This is a genomic window from Arthrobacter sp. 10N44_2, assembly GCF_056394385.1.
The window spans coordinates 151,893-169,888 of sequence record NZ_JBFTHT010000009.1 but is presented as its reverse complement, the minus strand read 5'-3'; the positions used below and the strand labels follow the sequence as shown (position 1 = coordinate 169,888).

The following is a 17,996-nucleotide window of genomic DNA, read 5'->3' as shown; positions in this document are numbered from 1 at the left end:
TAGGCGGTGATAAACCCGATCAACCGTGGCTCGGTGACGGTGAGGTTGAAGGTCACGGCGGAAACCTTCGCCGGAATCCCGTGGGCCCCGCCGGCCTGGAAGGACACGCTCCCGTCCGGGCGCACTGCAGCAGAAGTCCGCGTGTCCAGTGCCCGGAAGGGCGTGACCGGGACCAAAGCACCCGGCACGGTCGGCTTCGCGTACGTCTCGGCCACCGCGACAGGGGACGTCAGCACGTCGTTTGCCTTCGCCGCTGGCGCGGCCACCGCTGATGCTGCAAGCAAGACACCCAACGCGGCAGCCAGACAAGCGGTCCGCCGCCGAAATTGCGCACTCAAAGTAGCCATGATTCCCCCAAAACATGGCCCCGGGACAGCAGACCTCGGATACTTCTCGCGAAACTACCACACCTGCGCGCGCGGTCAAGGTTCACCCAGGACCTGTCGGCCGCGGGAAGGGGTTGACGGCCGGGAGCCGCACCCGTAATCTAGTTATTAGACGTCTGACGACTTACGCAGATGGTGATGGCTTCGGGGGAAGGCCGCTGGGATACAAAGGAGTATTTCATTGGGATATGTAATTGGCTGTGATCTTGGCTCGCAGAGCGCGAAGGCGGTGCTGATGTCGCCGGAGGGCGTGATCGTCGCGACCGCAAGCAGCGGGTATGCGATGGCGCACCCGCACAGCGGCTGGGCAGAGCAGGATCCGGCGCACTACCGGCACGGGATTGCCTCCAGCGTCCGTGCCGTGCTGGCCCGGACCGGTGTAAAGCCGGCCGAGGTGACCCATATCGGGCTCTCGAGCCAGGTGGACGGCGTCGTGCCGGTGGACGCCGACATGCGTCCGCTGCGGCCGGCCATTATCTGGCTGGACCGGCGCGCTACCGAGCAGGTTGCCCGGCTCGGGAACGCAATCGATCCGGACCGGCTGTTCGCCCGGACGGGGCTGAACCTGAACGCCAGCCACACCGGACCAAAGCTCATGTGGCTGGCCGACAACGAGCCCGAGGTGTACCGGAGGGCCGCGTCGCTGCCCTCGGTCGGGGGCTACGCCGTCGCGTGGATGACCGGCCGTTCAATCCAGGACCACGCGAATTCCTCCTCCTCGCTGCTCTATGACGTGGTGGCCCGGGACTGGAGCGATGAACTCATCGACGCCGCCGGGCTGGACCGGGCCAAGCTCCCGGAGATCGGCCGCGCCACCGACGTCGCCGGGACCCTGACCGCGGAGGCGGCTGCGGCGCTGGGGCTGACCACGGGCTGCGCCGTCGTGGTCAGCACCGGCGACGACCACGCCGCATGCCTGGGCGCCGGCGGAGTCCGGCCCGGGGTGGTCGTCGATATCCTCGGCACGGCCGAACCGGTCGGGGTCTCCAGCGCCTTCCCGGTCTTCGACGAGACCAAACTCGTCGAGACCCACGCGCACGCCGTGGACGGCACCTACCTGATCGAGAACCCCGGGTTTGTCTCGGGCGGCAACACGCTGTGGTTTGCCCAGAACGTCCTCGGCGTCAGCCAGCAGGAGTTCTTCGACCGCGCCGCCCGCTCAGAACCCGGCGCCCGCGGGGTCCGCTTCATCCCGGCACTGACCGGCTCCATGGCGCCCCGGTGGAACGACTCCCTGCGCGGGACGTTCGCCGGGCTGTCGATGAACCACGACTCCACCGACATGGCCCGGGCGATCATCGAGGCGAACTGCTTCGCGTTCCGCGACATCTACGACCGGATCGACGCCATGGGCCTGGCCCAGTCAGTCCGGGTCGTCGGCGGCGGGGCCCGCTCCGCGCTGTGGCTCTCGGCGAAGGCCACGCTCTGCAACACCCCGATCCAGAAGGTGCTCACCGAGGAGACCAGCGCCACCGGCGGGGCCCTGCTCGCCGCCGTCGCCGCCGGCACCTTCGCCAGCCTCGAATCCGCCGTCGATGCCGTCGTCGAACTCGACCCGGTCAGCATCGACCCCGACCCTGCCCATGCCGAGGCCCTTGAAATGGCCTACCAGGACTACCGCTCCCTCTTCGACGCCGTCGAATCCATCCCGCAGAAAGAAACACGCCATGACGCTCTCGTCTGACCTCGACCGCTACCTCTCCCACCCCCTGGTCGGCCTCGAGCAGGTCGTCATCGGCGCCGACGTGCTGGACTCCGTCCACGACATCGTCGCCGCCCTCCCGGCCCATAACAGCATCGCCGTCCTCACCGACGAGGACGTCTACACCACCGGCTCGGGTACCCACCTCAAGCCCGCCGTCACGGCCCTCCTGGAAACCCTGGGCACGGTCACCACCGTGGCCCTCCCGGGCCACGTCCACGCCGACGAGACCACCGTGAGCGCTGCGACCGCCGGCTGTGCCGGCGCGGACGTCATCGTCACCATCGGCTCCGGCACCCTGTGCGACATCGGCAAGGTCGCCGCCGGGACCCGGCCGCACGTCGTCGTGCAAAGCGCCGCCTCCGTCAACGGCTTCGCCGATGACCAGTCCGTGCTGCTGATCAACGGCGTCAAGCGCACCGCCCACTCCGGCTGGCCCAACGCACTGGTGGTCGACAGCAACGTCCTGGAAGGGGCGCCGGCACTGCTGAACCGCTCCGGACTCGGCGACATGATCTCGATGTTCACCGCCCCCGCGGACTGGTACCTGTCCTCCCTCGTCGAGATGGACCGCGGCTACTCCGCCGAGGCCGCGACCATGACCCGCCGCCACGGCGCCGAACTCCTGGGCCTTGCCCCCGGCGTGGGGACCTCTGACCCGGAGTCCTTGTCGACGCTGGCCAAGTTCGTGACCTTGTCGGGCATTTCAATGGGCGTCGCGGGACAAACCTCCCCGTCCTCCGGCATGGAACATGTCATCAGCCACCTCCTGGACATGGCCAGCACGGCCCGCGGCACAGACACCGCCCACCACGGCGCCCAGGTGGGCGTCGCGACCGTCATCGTCGCGATCCTCTGGCGGAACATGAACGAGAAGCTCCGCACCGGAAGCCTCGGCGCCCTCCGGCTCCCCGAGCCGGACGACGCCGAACGCACCGTCCGGGAGGCCTTCGACTGGATGGACGAGGCCGGTTCCACGAGCAACGAGTGCTGGTCCGACTACTCCAAGAAACTCGAACACCTCCGCGCTGTCGATGCCGGGGCCAAAATCCGCGACGCCGCCGCAGCCTGGCCGGCCCACGCCGAGGTGCTCTCGGGCCTGCTGGGCGAACCGGAAGCCATCGTCGCGGCACTCCGCGCCGCCGGCGCGCCGACCCGCTTCTCCGAACTGGAAAACCCCAGCAAGGAAGACGACGTCATCTGGGCGCTCACGAACTGCCACCTCATGCGCAACCGCTTCAACATCGCCGATCTCGCCTACCTCACCGGAGCCTGGACCAAGACCGACGTCCTGGCCGCCCTCGCCGAGGCAGAACGGATCGGCGCCGGACTGTAAACGCCGGGCCCCACCGCAAGCGAAGCCCATTCCCGAACCAACAATACCCACTTTTATTCGTCAGACGTCTAATGACATCCCACGCTGATGACGCCTGGCCACGAAAGGCAGGCAGACCCATGGAGGCCACAATGAGCAAGACCGCCACTTCCGCCGGAACCGGGCGACTCAACACTGCGCAACGCGAATCAGCCCGCGCTGCGATGAAGTCACAAGTACTCGACGTGCTTGTTATTGGCGGCGGCGTTGTCGGCGCCGGCGCTGCCCTCGATGCGGCATCGCGGGGACTTACGGTCGGCATTATCGAGAAGAGCGACTGGGCCAGCGGCACCTCCAGCCGGTCTTCCAAGTTGGTGCACGGCGGAATCCGCTACCTTGAGCAGCTCAACTTCAAGCTGGTCAAGGAGGCTCTTGTGGAGCGCGGCCTTCTCCTGCGCGCAATCGCACCCCACCTCGTCAAGCCTGTCTCGTTCCTCTACCCCGTCACCGCGCCGCTGGCCGAGCGGTTTTATGTGGGGGCCGGGATGGCCCTGTATGACCTGTTCAGCTATGCCGGCGGCCGCCACCCGGGCGTCGGCCTGCACCGCCACCTCAGCCGCAAGCGCGTCAGGGCTGAACTGCCCGGCCTGAACCGCGCTGCATGCCGTGGGGGCATCAGCTACTTTGATGCCCAGGTCGATGACGCCAGGCTGGTCGCAACGATCGTGCGCACTGCGGTGTCGCGGGGCGTCCATGCGATGAATCGCGCCGGCGCAGTGGAGATCATGCCCGGCACCGGCAGCGCGGACCACACAGTACTCGTCTCGGATGAAGAGACGGGTGAGCGGTTCGAGGTGCGGGCCCGCTCCATCATCAACGCAACGGGTGTGTGGACCGCAGAATCGCAAACCATGATCGGCGTCGACTCGGCAGTCGAAGTCACCATGTCCAAGGGGGTTCATATCCTCGTTGACCGTGATCGCTTCCCGTCCACCATGGGATTGATCCTGCGGGCAGGGGCAAGTGTCCTTTTCGTCATCCCCTGGGGCAACTACTGGATCATCGGCACCACCGACACGCCATGGGACCTGGGAAAAACGAATCCCTCCGCCACCTCCGCGGACGTCCAGTACCTGCTCGATCACGTCAACAAGGTGCTCGAGGTCCCGATCGTCCACGAGGATATCCTCGGTGTCTACGCCGGACTCCGCCCGCTCGTGAAAGGCAAGGCAGGCTCGACCGCGCAGCTGAGCAGGGAACACGTCGTTGACGTGCCCCACGAGGGCATCGCGGTGATCGCCGGCGGCAAACTCACCACCTACAGGGTCATGGCAAAGGACGCTGTGGACGCCGCGACACAGGGGCGAAGCACTGCCCGCCCCTCGCAAACACTGGACCTGCCCCTCCTCGGTGGCGAAAACTTCGTTGCCGCCGAGATTGAAAGCGTCTGCGCCTACATGCTCGAAACCCTCGGACTGCCGTCCAGCCACGCAGCACGCCTGGTCGGTCGATACGGAAACATGGCCACTGAAGTCTTGAAGCCTGTGGCCGAGAACAGGGTGCTCGGGCTGGAGATCTGCGGCGGCGGCGGCGCCCTTCTGGCTGAAGCGCTGTACGCAGTGACGCACGAAGGGGCCCTGCATTTGGAGGACGTCCTTGAGCGCCGCCTGCGTATTTCCATTGAATCCAAGGATTTCGGCGAAGAAGCCGCATCCGAGGTTGCCAGGGCCGTGGCCCCGGCCCTGGACTGGACTGCGCAAGACGTCGACGACGAACTGGAGCGCTATCAGGAATTCGTGCGCCTCCAGCGGGAAGCGATCTCCGTACCCGATGACGCCTCTGCCGATGCTGTCATGAAAAGGGCAGTTCCTGCCGCCCGCGCGGCGGCCGGCCTGCACGCTTAACCGTCCCGGAAAACAACAAAACTTTCTCTTGTCAGACGTCTAACGACTTGGTATGCTTGATGAACAAGGTCGCGAAAGCCCCTTCCGGACACTTTCCCTGCCGATGACGCCAGAGAAAAGCCAGGCCCGCCGCCCCCGCGGCGGCCGTTCGTAACACCCCTTCGAAACACCCGGTCCCGGAGCGCTGATTTCAGCCCGGCACCCAGCCACCGGAGCAATCCCGCGGCTTCCTCGTCAAACATCAGACGGCCCGCCTCCCGTGGCGCCGATGATGGATACAACCCGCAAAGGAGCAGGTCAGTGTCACAAGCCACAATTTCGCCAGTGCAGGCGGAGCACAAGAAGAAGAATCTTCACAAGGTTGCAGGGCCCGTCCTGCTCTGGGGCATCGGCGTCGGCGCCGTGATCTCCGGTGATTACTACGGCTGGAACGCGGGCCTGGGCCTGACCGGCTACTGGGGTTACCTGATCGCAATCGCGATCATGGGCCTGCTCTACGCCGGCCTCTCAACCGTGATCGGCGAACTGTCCGCAGCAGTACCCCACGCCGGTGGAGCCTACGCCTACGTCCGCACAGCACTGGGCCGGGTCTGGGGCTACCTCGCCGGAGTCAGCGTCCTTCTGGAATTCGTGTTTGCCCCGGTCGCGGTGGCGCTGACCGTCGGCGCCTACGTGCAGGTCCTCTTCCCCGACGTGCCGGTCCTGGTCAGCGCCGCAGTCCTCTACATCGGCTCGACCGTGGTCCATCTCCTGGGCGCCGGCAACTCGATGAAGATCGAATTCGTGTTCACCGCCGTCGCGGTCGTCGGCCTCATTGTCTTCATGGTGATCGGTGCGCCGAAGATGTCACTGGATAACCTGAACGCCTACTCGGGCGGAGCCATCCTGCCCAACGGCATCGGCGGCCTCTGGGCCACCCTGCCGCTCGCCGCATGGTTCTTCTTCGCCATCGAAAGCCTCCCCATGGCTGCCGAAGAGACCAAGAACCCGGCCAAGGACATCCCCAAGGCCCTGATCATGGCCTTCATCACCCTCGCCGTGATCGGCCTCGGCACCCTCACCGTCGCCGCCGGCGTCGGCGGGTCCGACTTCCCCGGCGCAGCGGCCCCGCTGACCGTGGCCCTGTCCAACGTCGTGGGATCCCAGACCTGGATCGTCCCGGTGATCGCGATCTTCAGCCTCGCCGCCCTGGTCGCCTCGTTCCACGCGATCGTGATCGCCTACTCACGCCAGACCTTCGCCCTGTCCCGTGCAGGCTACCTGCCGGCATCACTGTCCAAGCTCAACAAGCATCACGCCCCGGTCGGCTCGCTGATCGTGCCCGGCGTCATCGGCTTCGTCTTCGTCATCCTGGGCGCCACCATCCTCCCGGACGCCATCCCGGTCCTGGTCACTCTCTCCGTGCTCGTCGCGGCCGTGTCCTACATGCTGATGATGGCCGCAGCCCTGGTGCTGCGGAAGAAGCGCCCCGACCTGCACCGCCCCTACAAGGCACGCGGTGGACGCGTCACGATGTGGATCGCCCTGATCCTGGCCGGGATCCTGATCCCCGCAGCCCTGGTCAGCTTCCCCCTCGCGTTCGTCATCGCCGTGATCATGGTGGCCCTGTTCATGGCCTACTACTTCGCCGTCGGCCGCAAGCGCGTCGGCAACTACACCGCCGAAGAAGAACTCGCCCTCACCGACCAGGCCCTCACCGCAGACGCCTGACCAACCCAGCCCCACCAAAGAGCCCGACAGCCCGGCCAGCCCGGCAGGCTGATCTGGCCGACCGCCCGGCGGGGGCGCCGCGACCCGGCAGCCCCCGCCCGGCACCAGCACCACCGGCACCACACCGCGAAACTTTCTTCCAGAGATTCCATCATCGACTTGAGTCGTTAGACGTCTAACGTTAGACTTATATTGTGCCCCGCAAGGGGCCGAAAGGAGGGCAACGATGCCCGTTGAACTACTGGCCAAAGAAGCCGGCCGCCGCGAAGCGGCCCCGCTCTACCGGGGCTACGCCTTCGACCTGGACGGCACGCTGTATCTGGGCGATGACCTGATCGAGGGCGCGGACACCGTCGTGGCGGCGCTGCGCAACTCCGGGGCCCGGGTGGTCTTCGTGACCAACAAGCCGCTCGAGACCGCCGAGGCCTACGCCGCGAAGCTGACCCGGCTCGGCATCCCGGCCCAGGCCCAGGACGTAATCTCCGCGCTCGACGCGCTCACCCTGTACCTCGCCGGCCGCCATCCCGGGGCCCGTGTCCTGGCCGTGGGCGAACCGGTCCTGATCGAATCGCTGCGCGGCGCCGGGTTCACCCTGACCGATGACCCGGCCCAGACCGACGTCGTGGTGGTCTCCTTCGACCGGACCTTCGACTACGACAAACTCACCCGCGCCTACCAGGCCGTGAACGCCGGCGCCGTGATCGTGGCCACCAATCCCGACCCGTACTGCCCCACCCCCGACGGCGGCCTGCCCGACTGCGCCGCGATGCTTGCGGCCATCGAGGCCTGCACCGGCGGACGCGCCGAAGCGATCGTCGGCAAACCCAGCGTCCATATGGCCAACGCCTTCCTGCACCGCCTCGGCATCCCGGCCCACGAGGCCGTGATGGTCGGGGACCGGCTCCTGACCGACGTCGCCATGGGCCTGAATGCCGGCATGGCCTCGGCCCTGGTGATGTCCGGAGCGACCACCGATGACCACCTCGCCGCCTCCGGCATCCTGCCGACCCACGTCCTGGACGACGTCCGCGGACTCCTCCCCGCCTGACCCACACACGCACCACCCCACCAGCAGCACCACCCCACCTGGCAGTACCCACCCAGCAGCACCCACCACAAGCGAAAGAACAAGAACAATGTCTGAATTCATCTTCATGCTCACCCACAACGACCGCACCGTCGACAACGCCCTGGAGGTCCTCGAGCAGGTCAAGGACACCGGGCTGCGCCACATCGGCTTCAAGGACGTCGGCGCCACCGCCGAGAAGGCCCGTGAGCTGACCGCCGCCGCGCACGCCGCGGACCTGGTGGTCTACCTCGAGGTGGTCTCGGTCGACAAGGCTGATGAGATGGACTCCATCGACGCCGCCATCGCCGCCGGCGTGGACTGGATCGTGGGCGGCAAGTTCGCCGCCGAGGCCGTCGAGAAGCTCGCCGGCACCGGAATCAAGTTCGCCCCCTTCCCCGGCCGCGTCGCCGGGCACCCCAGCGCACTGCTCGGCACCATCGAGGAGATCACCGCGCACGCCGCCGAACTCTCCAAGCTCGAGGGCGTCCACGGCGTGGACCTGCTCGCCTACCGCCACGCCACCGTCGATCCGCTGGAACTCACCGCCGCCGTCGCCCGCGTTGTCGATGGGCCCACCATCGCTGCCGGCTCGGTCGTCAACGAGGACCAGGTCCGCGGTCTCGCCGAAGCCGGCGTCTGGGGCTTCACCATCGGCGCGGCCATCTTCGACGGCAAGCTCCCCGGCGAAAAGGACGTCGTGTCCCAGGTCCGCACCGCCCTGTCCTACGCCGACGCCGCCGCCGGCGCCCGCGTCTAACCAGAACCCGCACCGCCAGTACACTGGATTTATTGCCCCAGGGAGGACACCATGTCAGGTCGCCGGCCAAATCTTGCAGAACAGGTTCGAGATGAACTCACCGAGCTCATCAGCAACGGCACGTATAACGTCGGCGACCGGCTCCCCAACGAGGACGAAATGTCGGTGAAGTTCGCGGTGAGCCGCGCCACGGTCCGCGAAGGCTACCGGGCATTGATCGACGCCGGGTACCTTTCCCGCCTCCATGGCAAAGGCACCTACGTCACCAGGGTGCCGCAGCGCCACGCGCTGGACCTGAACGTCAGCTACACCGCGATGATTCAGGCCGCCGGATTCACCCCCAGCATCCGGATCATCTCCCAGCGCGTGGTACCCGCCGATGACGGCGACCGGGCCCGGCTCCGCCTGGACCGCGGGGCCGAGGTCGTCATCGTCGAACGGGTCCGGTTCGCCGATGCCCGGCCCGTCGTCTACAGCCTCGACCGCGTCCCTCTGGCCCTCGTGCCCGAAGCGGCCCGGTCCAACCTCGGCCCGTCCCTGTTCGACCTGCTCGAGACCCTCAACTACGGCGTCCGGAACGGGCGGGCCAAGCTGCTCCCCGTCCTCGCCGGACCCCCTGAGGCCGCACAGCTCCAGGTCAAAGAAGGCGTCCCGCTGCTCTACTTCGACGAGGTCGACTACGACATCAACGGCACCCCGGTGCTCGCCTCCTTCGAGTGGCACACCAGCGACGTCTTCGAAATGTGGCTCAACCGCCGCGCCCAGCCACCCGCCCAGCAGGTCCAGGCCGCTCCGGCCCTCTCAGAGTCACGGACCTGACCGGGCAACAACCACAACCACCGGACACACGGCCGGGCACGCTCCCCAGCGTGCCCGGCCGTTCCCGTTGTGGAGGTTGTTCGGCTCGCAACCGGCCGATCACTTGAAGATCACCTGGAGATCACCGGCGGTATTCGGCCCAGATCCCTTCCACTGCCGCTCCACGGGCATGCAATGGGGCCCCGGCCCGGGGCCCTTCTGTACCGAGTGGCAGAGGACTTCAAAGCCGGACGCTCACCCCGGGATTTTCCCGAAGAGCACTATGAAGCCGACTGGGATAACCGGTTCCATGAGAAGGAACTCAACCCCATCGGCAGGCGCGGACTCGGGCTGGAGGCATAGCCACGCCCGCTCGAACGTGACTGGGCCGCTTCCGCCAGCGGAAACGGCCCAGTCACTCGCCAAACATCAGCAGAATGCGGCTACCCGATCAGCGCGAGCACCGCGCCGGCCGTGACAACCCCGCCCGCTTTGGTGCGGACGTCGGTGACGGTGCCGTCCCGGTGCGCGGAGACCTGGGTTTCCATCTTCATGGCCTCAAGGACCACCACCGGGTCCCCGGCCGAGACTTCGGCTCCCGGCTCGACGAGCCATTTCACGACTGTCCCTGCCATGTCCGCGCGCAGCTCCCCAGGGTCGCCAGCGGCGGCGGCACCGCCGTCGGACGCTACCGACACCCCGGCGGGCGCGGAGCTGCCCGAGCGGGCCCAGGCGTCCAGCAGATCGGCCGGAAGGCCGACGGCGAGGCGCCTGCCGTCCACGTCGACAGTGATGGTGCGGCGTTCGCCGTCGGGCGCGGTGGTGCTGTAGTCCGGATCGGCAGGGATGCTGTCCGCGAAGTCGGTTTCGATCCATCGGGTGTGGATGCCGAGGCCGTCCTCGGAGGTGAAGTCCGGGGATTCCAGCACGGCCCGGTGGAAGGGCAGCACGGTGGCGACCCCGGTGATCCGCATTTCGGCGAGGGCCCGGCGGGCACGGCGCAGGGCCTGCTGGCGGTCCGCGCCGGTGACGATCAGCTTCGCGAGCAGGGAATCGAACTGCGGCGCGACGAAGGACCCGGAGCGGACGCCGGTGTCGAGGCGGATGCCCGGGCCGGTGGGACCGGCGAATTCGCCGATGGTGCCGGGCGAGGGCAGGAAGCCGCGGCCCACGTCCTCGGCGTTAAGCCGGAATTCGAAGGCGTGTCCGTGCGGTGCCGGGTCTTCGGCCAGGCGCAGCGGCTCCCCCGCGGCGATCCGGAACTGTTCCTGGACGAGGTCGATCCCCGTGGTTTCCTCGGTGATCGGGTGCTCCACCTGGAGCCGGGTATTGACCTCCAGGAAGGCCACGGTGCCGTCCGCCGCGACGAGGAATTCCACCGTGCCGGCGCCGGAGTAGCCCGCTTCCCGGCAGACGGCCTTGGCGGCGTCGTAGATCAGCGTGGTCTGCTGGTCGGTCAGGAACGGCGCGGGGGCCTCTTCGAGGAGCTTCTGGTGCCGGCGCTGCAGGGAGCAGTCACGGGTTCCGACGACCACGACGTTGCCGTGCGCGTCCGCCAGGACCTGCGCCTCGACGTGGCGCGGACGGTCCAGGTAGCGCTCCACGAAGCACTCGCCCCGGCCGAAGGCGGCAACGGCTTCGCGGACGGCGGAGTCGAAGGCTTCCTCGACCTCGTCGATGACCCGGACCACTTTCATGCCGCGGCCACCGCCGCCGAAGGCGGCCTTGATGGCGATCGGCAGGCCATGCTCTTCGGCGAAGGCGCGGGCCTCGGCCGCCGTGTCGACGGGACCGTCACTGCCGGCCACCAGGGGTGCGCCGGCCCGGACGGCCGCGTCGCGGGCCGTGATCTTGTTCCCGAGCAGCCGGATCGCGTCCGGCGTCGGACCGATCCAGGTCAGCCCGGCGTCGAGGACGGCCTGGGCAAAGTCGGCGTTCTCGGAGAGGAAGCCGTAGCCGGGGTGGACGGCGTCCGCACCGGACTGGGCCGCCACGGCGAGGAGCTTGGGGATGTTCAGGTACGTGTCCGCGGGCGAGTTGCCGTCCAGGCTGAAGGCCTCATCCGCGGCCGAGACGTGCAGGGCGTCGGCGTCGATGTCGGCGTAGACAGCGACGGACGCCAGCTGCGCGTCGTCGCAGGCCCGGGCTATGCGGACCGCGATTTCTCCACGGTTGGCGATCAGGACCTTGCGCATCAGTTACTCGCTTCTTCTGTGGTGGTGGCGTGTTCAGTAGTGCCGTGTTCGGTGGGGTGTTCGGTGGTGGCGGATTCGGCCCAGCGGAAGCGGATCCTGCCGCCGATCGGGACCTGGGCGGCGAGGTCCAGCTGGGAGTCGACCACCACGGCGATCACCGGGTAGCCGCCGGTGATCGGATGGTCGGCCAGGAAGAGCACGGGCAGGCCCTCCGGCGGGACCTGCAGGGCGCCGGCGACGGTGCCTTCGCTGGGCAGTTCGCCCTGGCGGCTGCGCTGCAGCGGCGTACCGTCCAGCCGCATGCCGACGCGGTTGGACTGCGGCAGCACGGCCCAGTCCTGGGCGGTGAAGGAATCCAGTGCCGCCTGATCGAACCAGTCGGCGCGGGGGCCGGGGACGACGTCGAGGACGGTCGCCCCGGTGCCCGGGTAGTCCGGCTGCAGTTCGGGATTTCCGACGACGCCGGTCTCGGCTTCTCCGCCGGCGCCCAGTTGCTGCCCGGCGGCCAGGGGCGCAGGACCGATCCCGGACATGGTGTCCGTGGAGCGGCTGCCCAGTACCGGGGCGGCATCCACCCCGCCGCGGACCGCAAGGTAGCTGCGGAAGCCGCTGTGCGGCGCACCGATGCTGAGCGTTTCGCCGTCGAGCAGCGCGAAGGCAGTGGCCACCGGCACGGTGCGCTGCCACGTATCGCCGGCGTCGTCCGGTGCGGACGCGATGCTCAGTTCCGACGGCGCCCCGGCGACGGCGAGGACCTGGTCCCCCACGGCCTGGACCTTGAGTCCGCCCGCGACGGTCTCGATGCCGGCTGCGCCGGGGGCGTTGCCGACGAGGCGGTTGGCCCGGCGCAACGAGGCCCGGTCCAGCGCGCCGGCGGCGGAGACGCCCAGGCCGGAGTGGCCGTCCCGGCCGAGGTCCTGGATCAGGCTCTGAAGGCCCGGTGAAACGATCCGGATCCCGGCCATGACGTCCTGCCCGGCAACCGGTTCCGGCGCGGTGCCCTCGGCCGCAGGCGCCGCGGCCGGCTCGACAGCTGGCTCGGTGGCTGGCTCGGTGGCTGGCTCGGCCGCGAGGGCGAGTGCATCCCGGACCGGACGGAACTGCACCCGGTGGCCGGGGGCGGCCAGGGCGGGCGGCTCCCGGTCCAAGTCCCACATCTTGGCGTTGGTGCGCCCGATCAGCTGCCAGCCGCCCGGGGAACGGCGCGGGTACACGGCCGAGTAGTTGCCGGCCAGCGCCACGGAGCCCGCGGGAACTGCGGTGCGGGGCGAGCTGCGGCGCGGCACTTCCAGCTGCTGGTTCTCCCCGATCATGTATCCGAATCCGGGGGCGAAGCCGGCGAAGGCCACGGTCCAGACCTGCCCGGAGTGGGCGGCGATCACGCCGTCCGTTCCCAGGCCGGTGAGCCGTCCGACTTCGGCGAGGTCCTCGCCGTCGTACACGGTGTCAATGACCACCAGCTCGCCGTCGCGTTGCACGGGTGCGGTGAGGTCGAGCTGCATCAGGCGGGCGGCGATGCGCCGGGCCGAGGCCGGGGATTCGGCCTTGACCAGGACGGTCTCGGCCGCGGCCAGGATGTCCTGCTGGCCCGGCAGCGGTTTCTCGAGGAGCAGCGCCTGGAGGGCGAGCACGTCCTGGGTGCCGGAGAGCTCAGCGAGGACCGCACGCGTCCCCACGGCCCGCACGGAGCGGACCTTGTGAACTGCGGTTTCGCCTGCTGCGGCGGCTTGTGCCTTCAGGGGTTCCCCTGCTGTCTCAATCACGGGTTGCCTCAATCATTGTGCCGGTGAAATCATGCCGGCGGACAGGATCCGCCGAAGAAGATCCGCGCCGCTCAGGCGCGGGCTTCCTGCAGGAGCCGCTCCTCCTCGTCGGTATGCGGGTTGCGCCCGATGGCCAGCCCGATCACGGTCACGATGGAGGCGACCGCGAGGTAGCCGGCGATCAGGAACCAGTTGCCGCTGACAGCGAAGAGGGCAGTGAAGACCAGCGGTGCGATAGCGCCGCCGACCACGCCGGCCAGGGTGTAAGCCAGCGAACTGCCGGCGTAGCGCAGCCGCGCCGGGAACTGTTCGGTGATGTAAGCCGCCTGCGGGCCATACATGAAGGCGTGGAAGGCCAGCCCGATCACGATTCCGATGGTCAGCGTGAGGACCGACTTGTCCTGAATCATGAGGAAGAACAGCGGAATGTAGACGGCGGTTCCGACGGCGGCGATGCCGTATACGAGTCGGCGGTTGACGCGGTCCGTGAGGGCGCCCGCCGCCGGGATCAGGAACAGTTGGAAGGCTGAGCCGATCAGGATGGCGGTCAGTACGTTGCTGGTGCTCATGCCCAGTTCCTTGGTGGCGTACACGGCCATAAAGACGGTGAGCAGGGAGTACAGCACGTCCGGGCTGATGCGGGACAGGGCGGCCGAGACGAGGGCGCGCGGCTCCTTGGTGAAGACCTCCTTGATGGGGGCCTTGGGCTGTTCGCCGTGGGCCTGGATGGCCTTGAAGACGGGAGTTTCCTCGAGCTTCAGCCGGATCAGCAGGCCGAAGCCCACCAACACCGCCGAGGCGAGGAAGGCCACGCGCCAGCCCCAGGAGAGGAACTCTTCGTTGCTGAGCGTCGCGGCGAGCACGGCCAGAACGCCGTTGGCCATCAGGTTGCCGGCGGGCGGGCCAATCTGCGCGGCGGAAGACCAGAAGCCGCGCCGCTTCGCGTCGCCGAATTCGCTCGAGAGCAGCACGGCCCCGCCCCACTCGCCGCCGACGCCGATGCCCTGCGCCAGGCGCAGCAACACGAGGATGATGGGTGCGGCTATACCGATGGTGGCGTAGCCCGGGAGCGCGCCGATCACCACCGTAGCGATGCCGATCAGCAGCAGGGTGGTCACGAGGACCTGCTTGCGGCCGATCTTGTCACCGAGCCGGCCGAAGATCACGCCGCCGATGGGACGGGCGAGGTAGCCAACCGCAAAGGTCGAGAAGGACAGCAGCAGCCCGACGTATTCGTCGTTACCCGGGAAGAAGACCTTGGGGAACACGAGGGCCGAGGCCACGGAGTAGATCGCGAAGTCGTAGTACTCCAGCGAAGTGCCGGTGAGGCTCGCGACATAGGCCTTGAGGGCACCAGGCGGGATCCTCCTCTTGCCGGCGGCCGGGGTGGCCTGATGCGGTGCTGCAGTCATGGTTTTCCTCCAGGTGTGCGGGGTGCTGCCTGTTGCTTGGGTTTAGGTGCGGGTGGTCCCGGCAGAACCGGGGTGTGAAGCGTGAAGCTGCGGCCTAGACGAAGGCGGCGGTGGTGATGTCTGCGGCGTTGAGCGCTTCGCGGACGGCAGCGGCCATGGCGACGGCCCCCGGGGAGTCACCGTGCACGCAGATGCTTTCGGCGCGGATTTTCAGGATGGAGCCGTCGATGGTGCGGATGGCGGAATCGGTGGCCATCCGGAGGACATGCTCAGTGACGAGAGCGGGGTCCTCCAGCACGGCTCCGGGAAGCGTACGGGACACGAGGGTGCCGTCCGGGTTGTAGGCCCGGTCCGCGAAGGCTTCGGTCACCGCGCGGAGGCCGGCGGCCTCGGCCAGGCGCAGCACTTCCGAGCCCGGCAGGCCCAGGATGGGCAGGTTCGGGTCAACGGATTTCACGGCGTCGACGACGGCCTTCGCCTGGCCGGTGTGCGAGACGATCGCGTTGTAGAGGCCGCCGTGCGGCTTGACGTACTTGACCGTGCCGCCCTCGACGGCAGCCAGCGCCTGCAGCGCACCGATCTGGTAGACGACGTCGTCGGCCAGTTCGATCGGGTCGATGTCCAGGAAGCGGCGGCCGAAGCCGGCGAGATCGCGGTAGCCGACGTGGGCGCCGATCACGACGCCGGCGGCAACCGCCTCGCGGCAGGTCCGGCGGATGACGCTGGGGTCGCCCGCATGGAATCCGCACGCCACGTTGGCGCTGGAGACCGAGCGGAACATCGCCGAGTCGTCGCCCAGGGTCCAGCGGCCGAAGGACTCGCCAACGTCGCTGTTCAGGTCAATGGTTGCCATTTGTGATCCTCGTCTCATGATAGCCCCCTACTAGGATGCATCAATTTCTCGGATTGTTCAACAATCCGACGATTCAACATTGGGACAATCGTGTAGATTCGGCACTATGACCACTCCCGATGCAGCTGCCGGCTCTGCCCTAGGCGCAGCTGCGGCGCGGCTGCGCGTGGCCGTCCCCTCCGTGGCGGACCGGGTGGCGGCCGAGCTGCGCCTGCAACTGGCGGAGGGCCTGCTCCTGCCGGGAGCCCGGCTCACAGAGTCGACCATCGCCGAAGACCTGGGCGTCTCCCGCAACACGGTCCGCGAGGCCTTCGCCGAACTGGCGGCCGAGCGCCTGGTGGTCCGGCACCCCAACCGCGGCGTCTTCGTGGCCAGACTCGAGGCCGGCGACATCCACGACGTCTACACCGTGCGCCGCGCCATTGAAGTCAGTGCGATCCGCGGCGGCGGTAGCCCGGAGCGCGTGGCCGTGGTCCGCGCTGCCGTTGAAGAGGGCAAAGCCGCCGCCGCCGCCAATGACGAGGAGGGCCTGGGCAGCGCCAACCAGCATTTCCATGGCGCGATCGTGGCCCTGGCGGGCAGCCGGCGGCTGGACACGATCATGTCCCAGGTACTGGCTGAGATGCGGCTGTTCTTCCACAAGGCCACCGTGGACGCGCACTTCTACCGGGGCTACCTGCCGGACAACGAGGAAATCTGCACCGCCCTGGAAGCCGGAGACCTGGACCGCGCCGGCGCGCTGCTGCTGGCCTATTTGAACCGGTCCGAGGAGCGCCAGGCCGCCGTCCACGGCGAGTGAACGATTCCATGGAATCGATTCCATGATTCGTTTTGAGCGCGGGAGGCGGCAGCAGTGACGGGACCATCCATCACCATCAAGGACGTGGCGGCACTGGCCGGTGTCTCCCCCGCCACGGCGTCCGGGGTGCTCTCCGGAAACCCGGCGACCTCCGCCGAGTCCCGCCAGAGAGTGGCCGCCGCCGTCACAGAGCTGGGCTTCCACCCCAACGCCCAGGCGCGCGCGCTCCGTTCCACCAGGACCAACGTCATCGTGACGGCAGCGCCCCTCAATTCCGCCCCTATGTACTGCGGCTTCGGGCACCGTCCCGCACCACCGAAGGAGCAGGTCCAATGAGCACGGTTTTTGTGGTCGGAAGCCTCAATATCGACCAGAACATCCGCGTCAGCGCCCTGCCCCGGGCGGGCGAAACCGTCCGGGGCTCGGACGCAACGTACAGCCCCGGGGGCAAGGGCGGCAACCAGGCCGTCGCGGCCGCCCGGGCCGGCGCCGCGGTGAGGTTCACCGGCGCCGTCGGCGACGACGCCCATGGCCGGCGGATTCTTGAGGTCCTCGCCGAGGCCGGCATCGATGCCGGCCACGTTCGGGTCAGCGGCACCGCCGCCACCGGAACGGCGGTCATCGCGGTCGATGACCAGGGCGAAAACCAGATCATCGTGAGTCCGGGCGCGAACGCCGGGCTTACCGCCGCCGACGTCGAAGCGGGACTCGCCGGCGTCCAGCCCGGCGACGTCCTGGTCCTGCAGCTGGAAATCCCGACGGCGCTGGTCCGGCAGGCCGCGCGGACCGCGAAGAGTCGCGGGGCATTCGTCATCCTCAACGCCGCGCCGGCCCCCCGGCAGATCGAGGCGCTGCTCGACGACGTCGACCTCCTGGTGGTGAACGAACAGGAAATCCAGGTTCTCGCGGGCCTCACCGGCCTGGCCGGAATCCAAGGAAACCACCGGGAGCTGGTCGTGTCGCTCCCGCCCGTCCTGGGGCCCGCCATCGTGTGCACCGCCGGCGCGGAAGGATCCTTCACCGTCGTCGACGGCAGTCCCTTGCACGTGCCAGCAAGGAAGGTGGACGCCAGGGACACCACCGGAGCCGGCGACACGTTCGTGGGCTACCTCGCCGCATCCCTCGCCGGCAGCGACCGCGAGATGCCTGCGGCAATGCTCCACGCCACCCATGCCTCCGCTGTCGCCGTGACGCGCCCCGGCGCTATGGAATCGATTCCATGGCGCGATGAAGTACCGGCATAGCCGCCAAACCCCGCAACACCCCGCCTGAACGTCCCGCACTAAGTCCCACACGAAGGAGACCCATGAAAATCGCACTCGGCAACGACCAC

15 protein-coding genes are annotated in these 17,996 nt (G+C 68.3%); 10 read left to right on the top strand and 5 right to left on the bottom strand.

Going from position 1 to position 17,996, the window contains the following annotated elements; translation table 11 throughout:
• Positions 1-236 (bottom strand): hypothetical protein (locus tag AC1DBX_RS12060; RefSeq protein ID WP_476931827.1); only part of this gene is annotated, 236 nt, incomplete at its 3' end.
• A 331-nt stretch (positions 237-567) separates the two neighbouring features.
• Here AC1DBX_RS12060 and AC1DBX_RS12055 point away from each other — a divergent pair.
• The 7 genes from AC1DBX_RS12055 to AC1DBX_RS12025 all read left to right on the top strand — a co-directional run bounded on the left by AC1DBX_RS12055 (position 568) and on the right by AC1DBX_RS12025 (position 9,662).
• The gene (locus tag AC1DBX_RS12055; protein WP_476931826.1) at positions 568-2,070 is read left to right on the top strand and encodes a xylulokinase; all 1,503 of its coding nucleotides are present in this window, start codon (positions 568-570) and stop codon (positions 2,068-2,070) included.
• A complete protein-coding gene (locus AC1DBX_RS12050; RefSeq protein WP_476931825.1) occupies positions 2,054-3,424 on the top strand; it encodes an iron-containing alcohol dehydrogenase in 1,371 nt (456 codons plus the stop codon). The genes AC1DBX_RS12055 and AC1DBX_RS12050 overlap by 17 nt, the downstream gene beginning before the upstream one ends.
• A gap of 131 nt (positions 3,425-3,555) precedes the next feature.
• Entirely contained in the window at positions 3,556-5,307 is a 1,752-nt protein-coding gene (locus AC1DBX_RS12045) for a glycerol-3-phosphate dehydrogenase/oxidase (RefSeq protein WP_476870274.1), read from the top strand.
• A gap of 300 nt (positions 5,308-5,607) precedes the next feature.
• A complete protein-coding gene (eat, locus tag AC1DBX_RS12040; protein WP_028278167.1) occupies positions 5,608-7,017 on the top strand; it encodes an ethanolamine permease in 1,410 nt (469 codons plus the stop codon).
• 226 nt (positions 7,018-7,243) lie between these two features.
• On the top strand, positions 7,244-8,065 hold the full coding sequence (locus AC1DBX_RS12035; RefSeq protein ID WP_476931824.1) for an HAD-IIA family hydrolase: 822 nt from the start codon (positions 7,244-7,246) through the stop codon (positions 8,063-8,065).
• A gap of 88 nt (positions 8,066-8,153) precedes the next feature.
• A complete protein-coding gene (locus tag AC1DBX_RS12030) occupies positions 8,154-8,843 on the top strand; it encodes an aldo-keto reductase family protein (RefSeq protein WP_476931823.1) in 690 nt (229 codons plus the stop codon).
• A gap of 51 nt (positions 8,844-8,894) precedes the next feature.
• A complete protein-coding gene (locus AC1DBX_RS12025; RefSeq protein ID WP_476873882.1) occupies positions 8,895-9,662 on the top strand; it encodes a GntR family transcriptional regulator in 768 nt (255 codons plus the stop codon).
• Between the two features lie 422 nt (positions 9,663-10,084).
• Here the strand turns inward: AC1DBX_RS12025 and AC1DBX_RS12020 are convergent, their stop codons facing one another.
• The 4 genes from AC1DBX_RS12020 to AC1DBX_RS12005 form a co-directional block, all read right to left on the bottom strand.
• Entirely contained in the window at positions 10,085-11,836 is a 1,752-nt protein-coding gene (locus tag AC1DBX_RS12020) for an acetyl/propionyl/methylcrotonyl-CoA carboxylase subunit alpha (protein ID WP_476931822.1), read from the bottom strand.
• On the bottom strand, positions 11,836-13,596 hold the full coding sequence (locus AC1DBX_RS12015; protein ID WP_476931834.1) for a 5-oxoprolinase subunit B/C family protein: 1,761 nt from the start codon (positions 13,594-13,596) through the stop codon (positions 11,836-11,838). Before AC1DBX_RS12015 ends, AC1DBX_RS12020 begins: the two co-directional genes overlap by 1 nt.
• A 74-nt stretch (positions 13,597-13,670) precedes the next feature.
• Positions 13,671-15,011 (bottom strand): MFS transporter, encoded by a 1,341-nt coding sequence (locus tag AC1DBX_RS12010; RefSeq protein ID WP_476859679.1) that lies wholly within the window; start codon positions 15,009-15,011, stop codon positions 13,671-13,673.
• Positions 15,012-15,105: 94 nt separating this feature from the next.
• Positions 15,106-15,864, bottom strand: coding sequence for a LamB/YcsF family protein (locus AC1DBX_RS12005; RefSeq protein ID WP_223914816.1), 759 nt, complete (start codon positions 15,862-15,864; stop codon positions 15,106-15,108).
• Between the two features lie 106 nt (positions 15,865-15,970).
• Here AC1DBX_RS12005 and AC1DBX_RS12000 point away from each other — a divergent pair, with 106 nt between their 5' ends.
• The 3 genes from AC1DBX_RS12000 to AC1DBX_RS11990 are packed head-to-tail and all read left to right on the top strand — an operon-like array spanning position 15,971 to position 17,907.
• Positions 15,971-16,663 carry a GntR family transcriptional regulator gene (locus tag AC1DBX_RS12000; RefSeq protein ID WP_476931821.1) on the top strand — a complete coding sequence of 231 codons (693 nt, stop codon included), beginning with the start codon at positions 15,971-15,973 and terminating at the stop codon, positions 16,661-16,663.
• 54 nt (positions 16,664-16,717) lie between these two features.
• Positions 16,718-16,999: a LacI family DNA-binding transcriptional regulator gene (locus tag AC1DBX_RS11995; protein WP_476931820.1), complete on the top strand. Its 282-nt coding sequence runs from the start codon at positions 16,718-16,720 to the stop codon at positions 16,997-16,999.
• Complete coding sequence (locus tag AC1DBX_RS11990) at positions 16,996-17,907, top strand: ribokinase (RefSeq protein WP_476931819.1); 912 nt, start codon at positions 16,996-16,998, stop codon at positions 17,905-17,907. Before AC1DBX_RS11995 ends, AC1DBX_RS11990 begins: the two co-directional genes overlap by 4 nt.
• Positions 17,908-17,996: the final 89 nt, after the last annotated feature.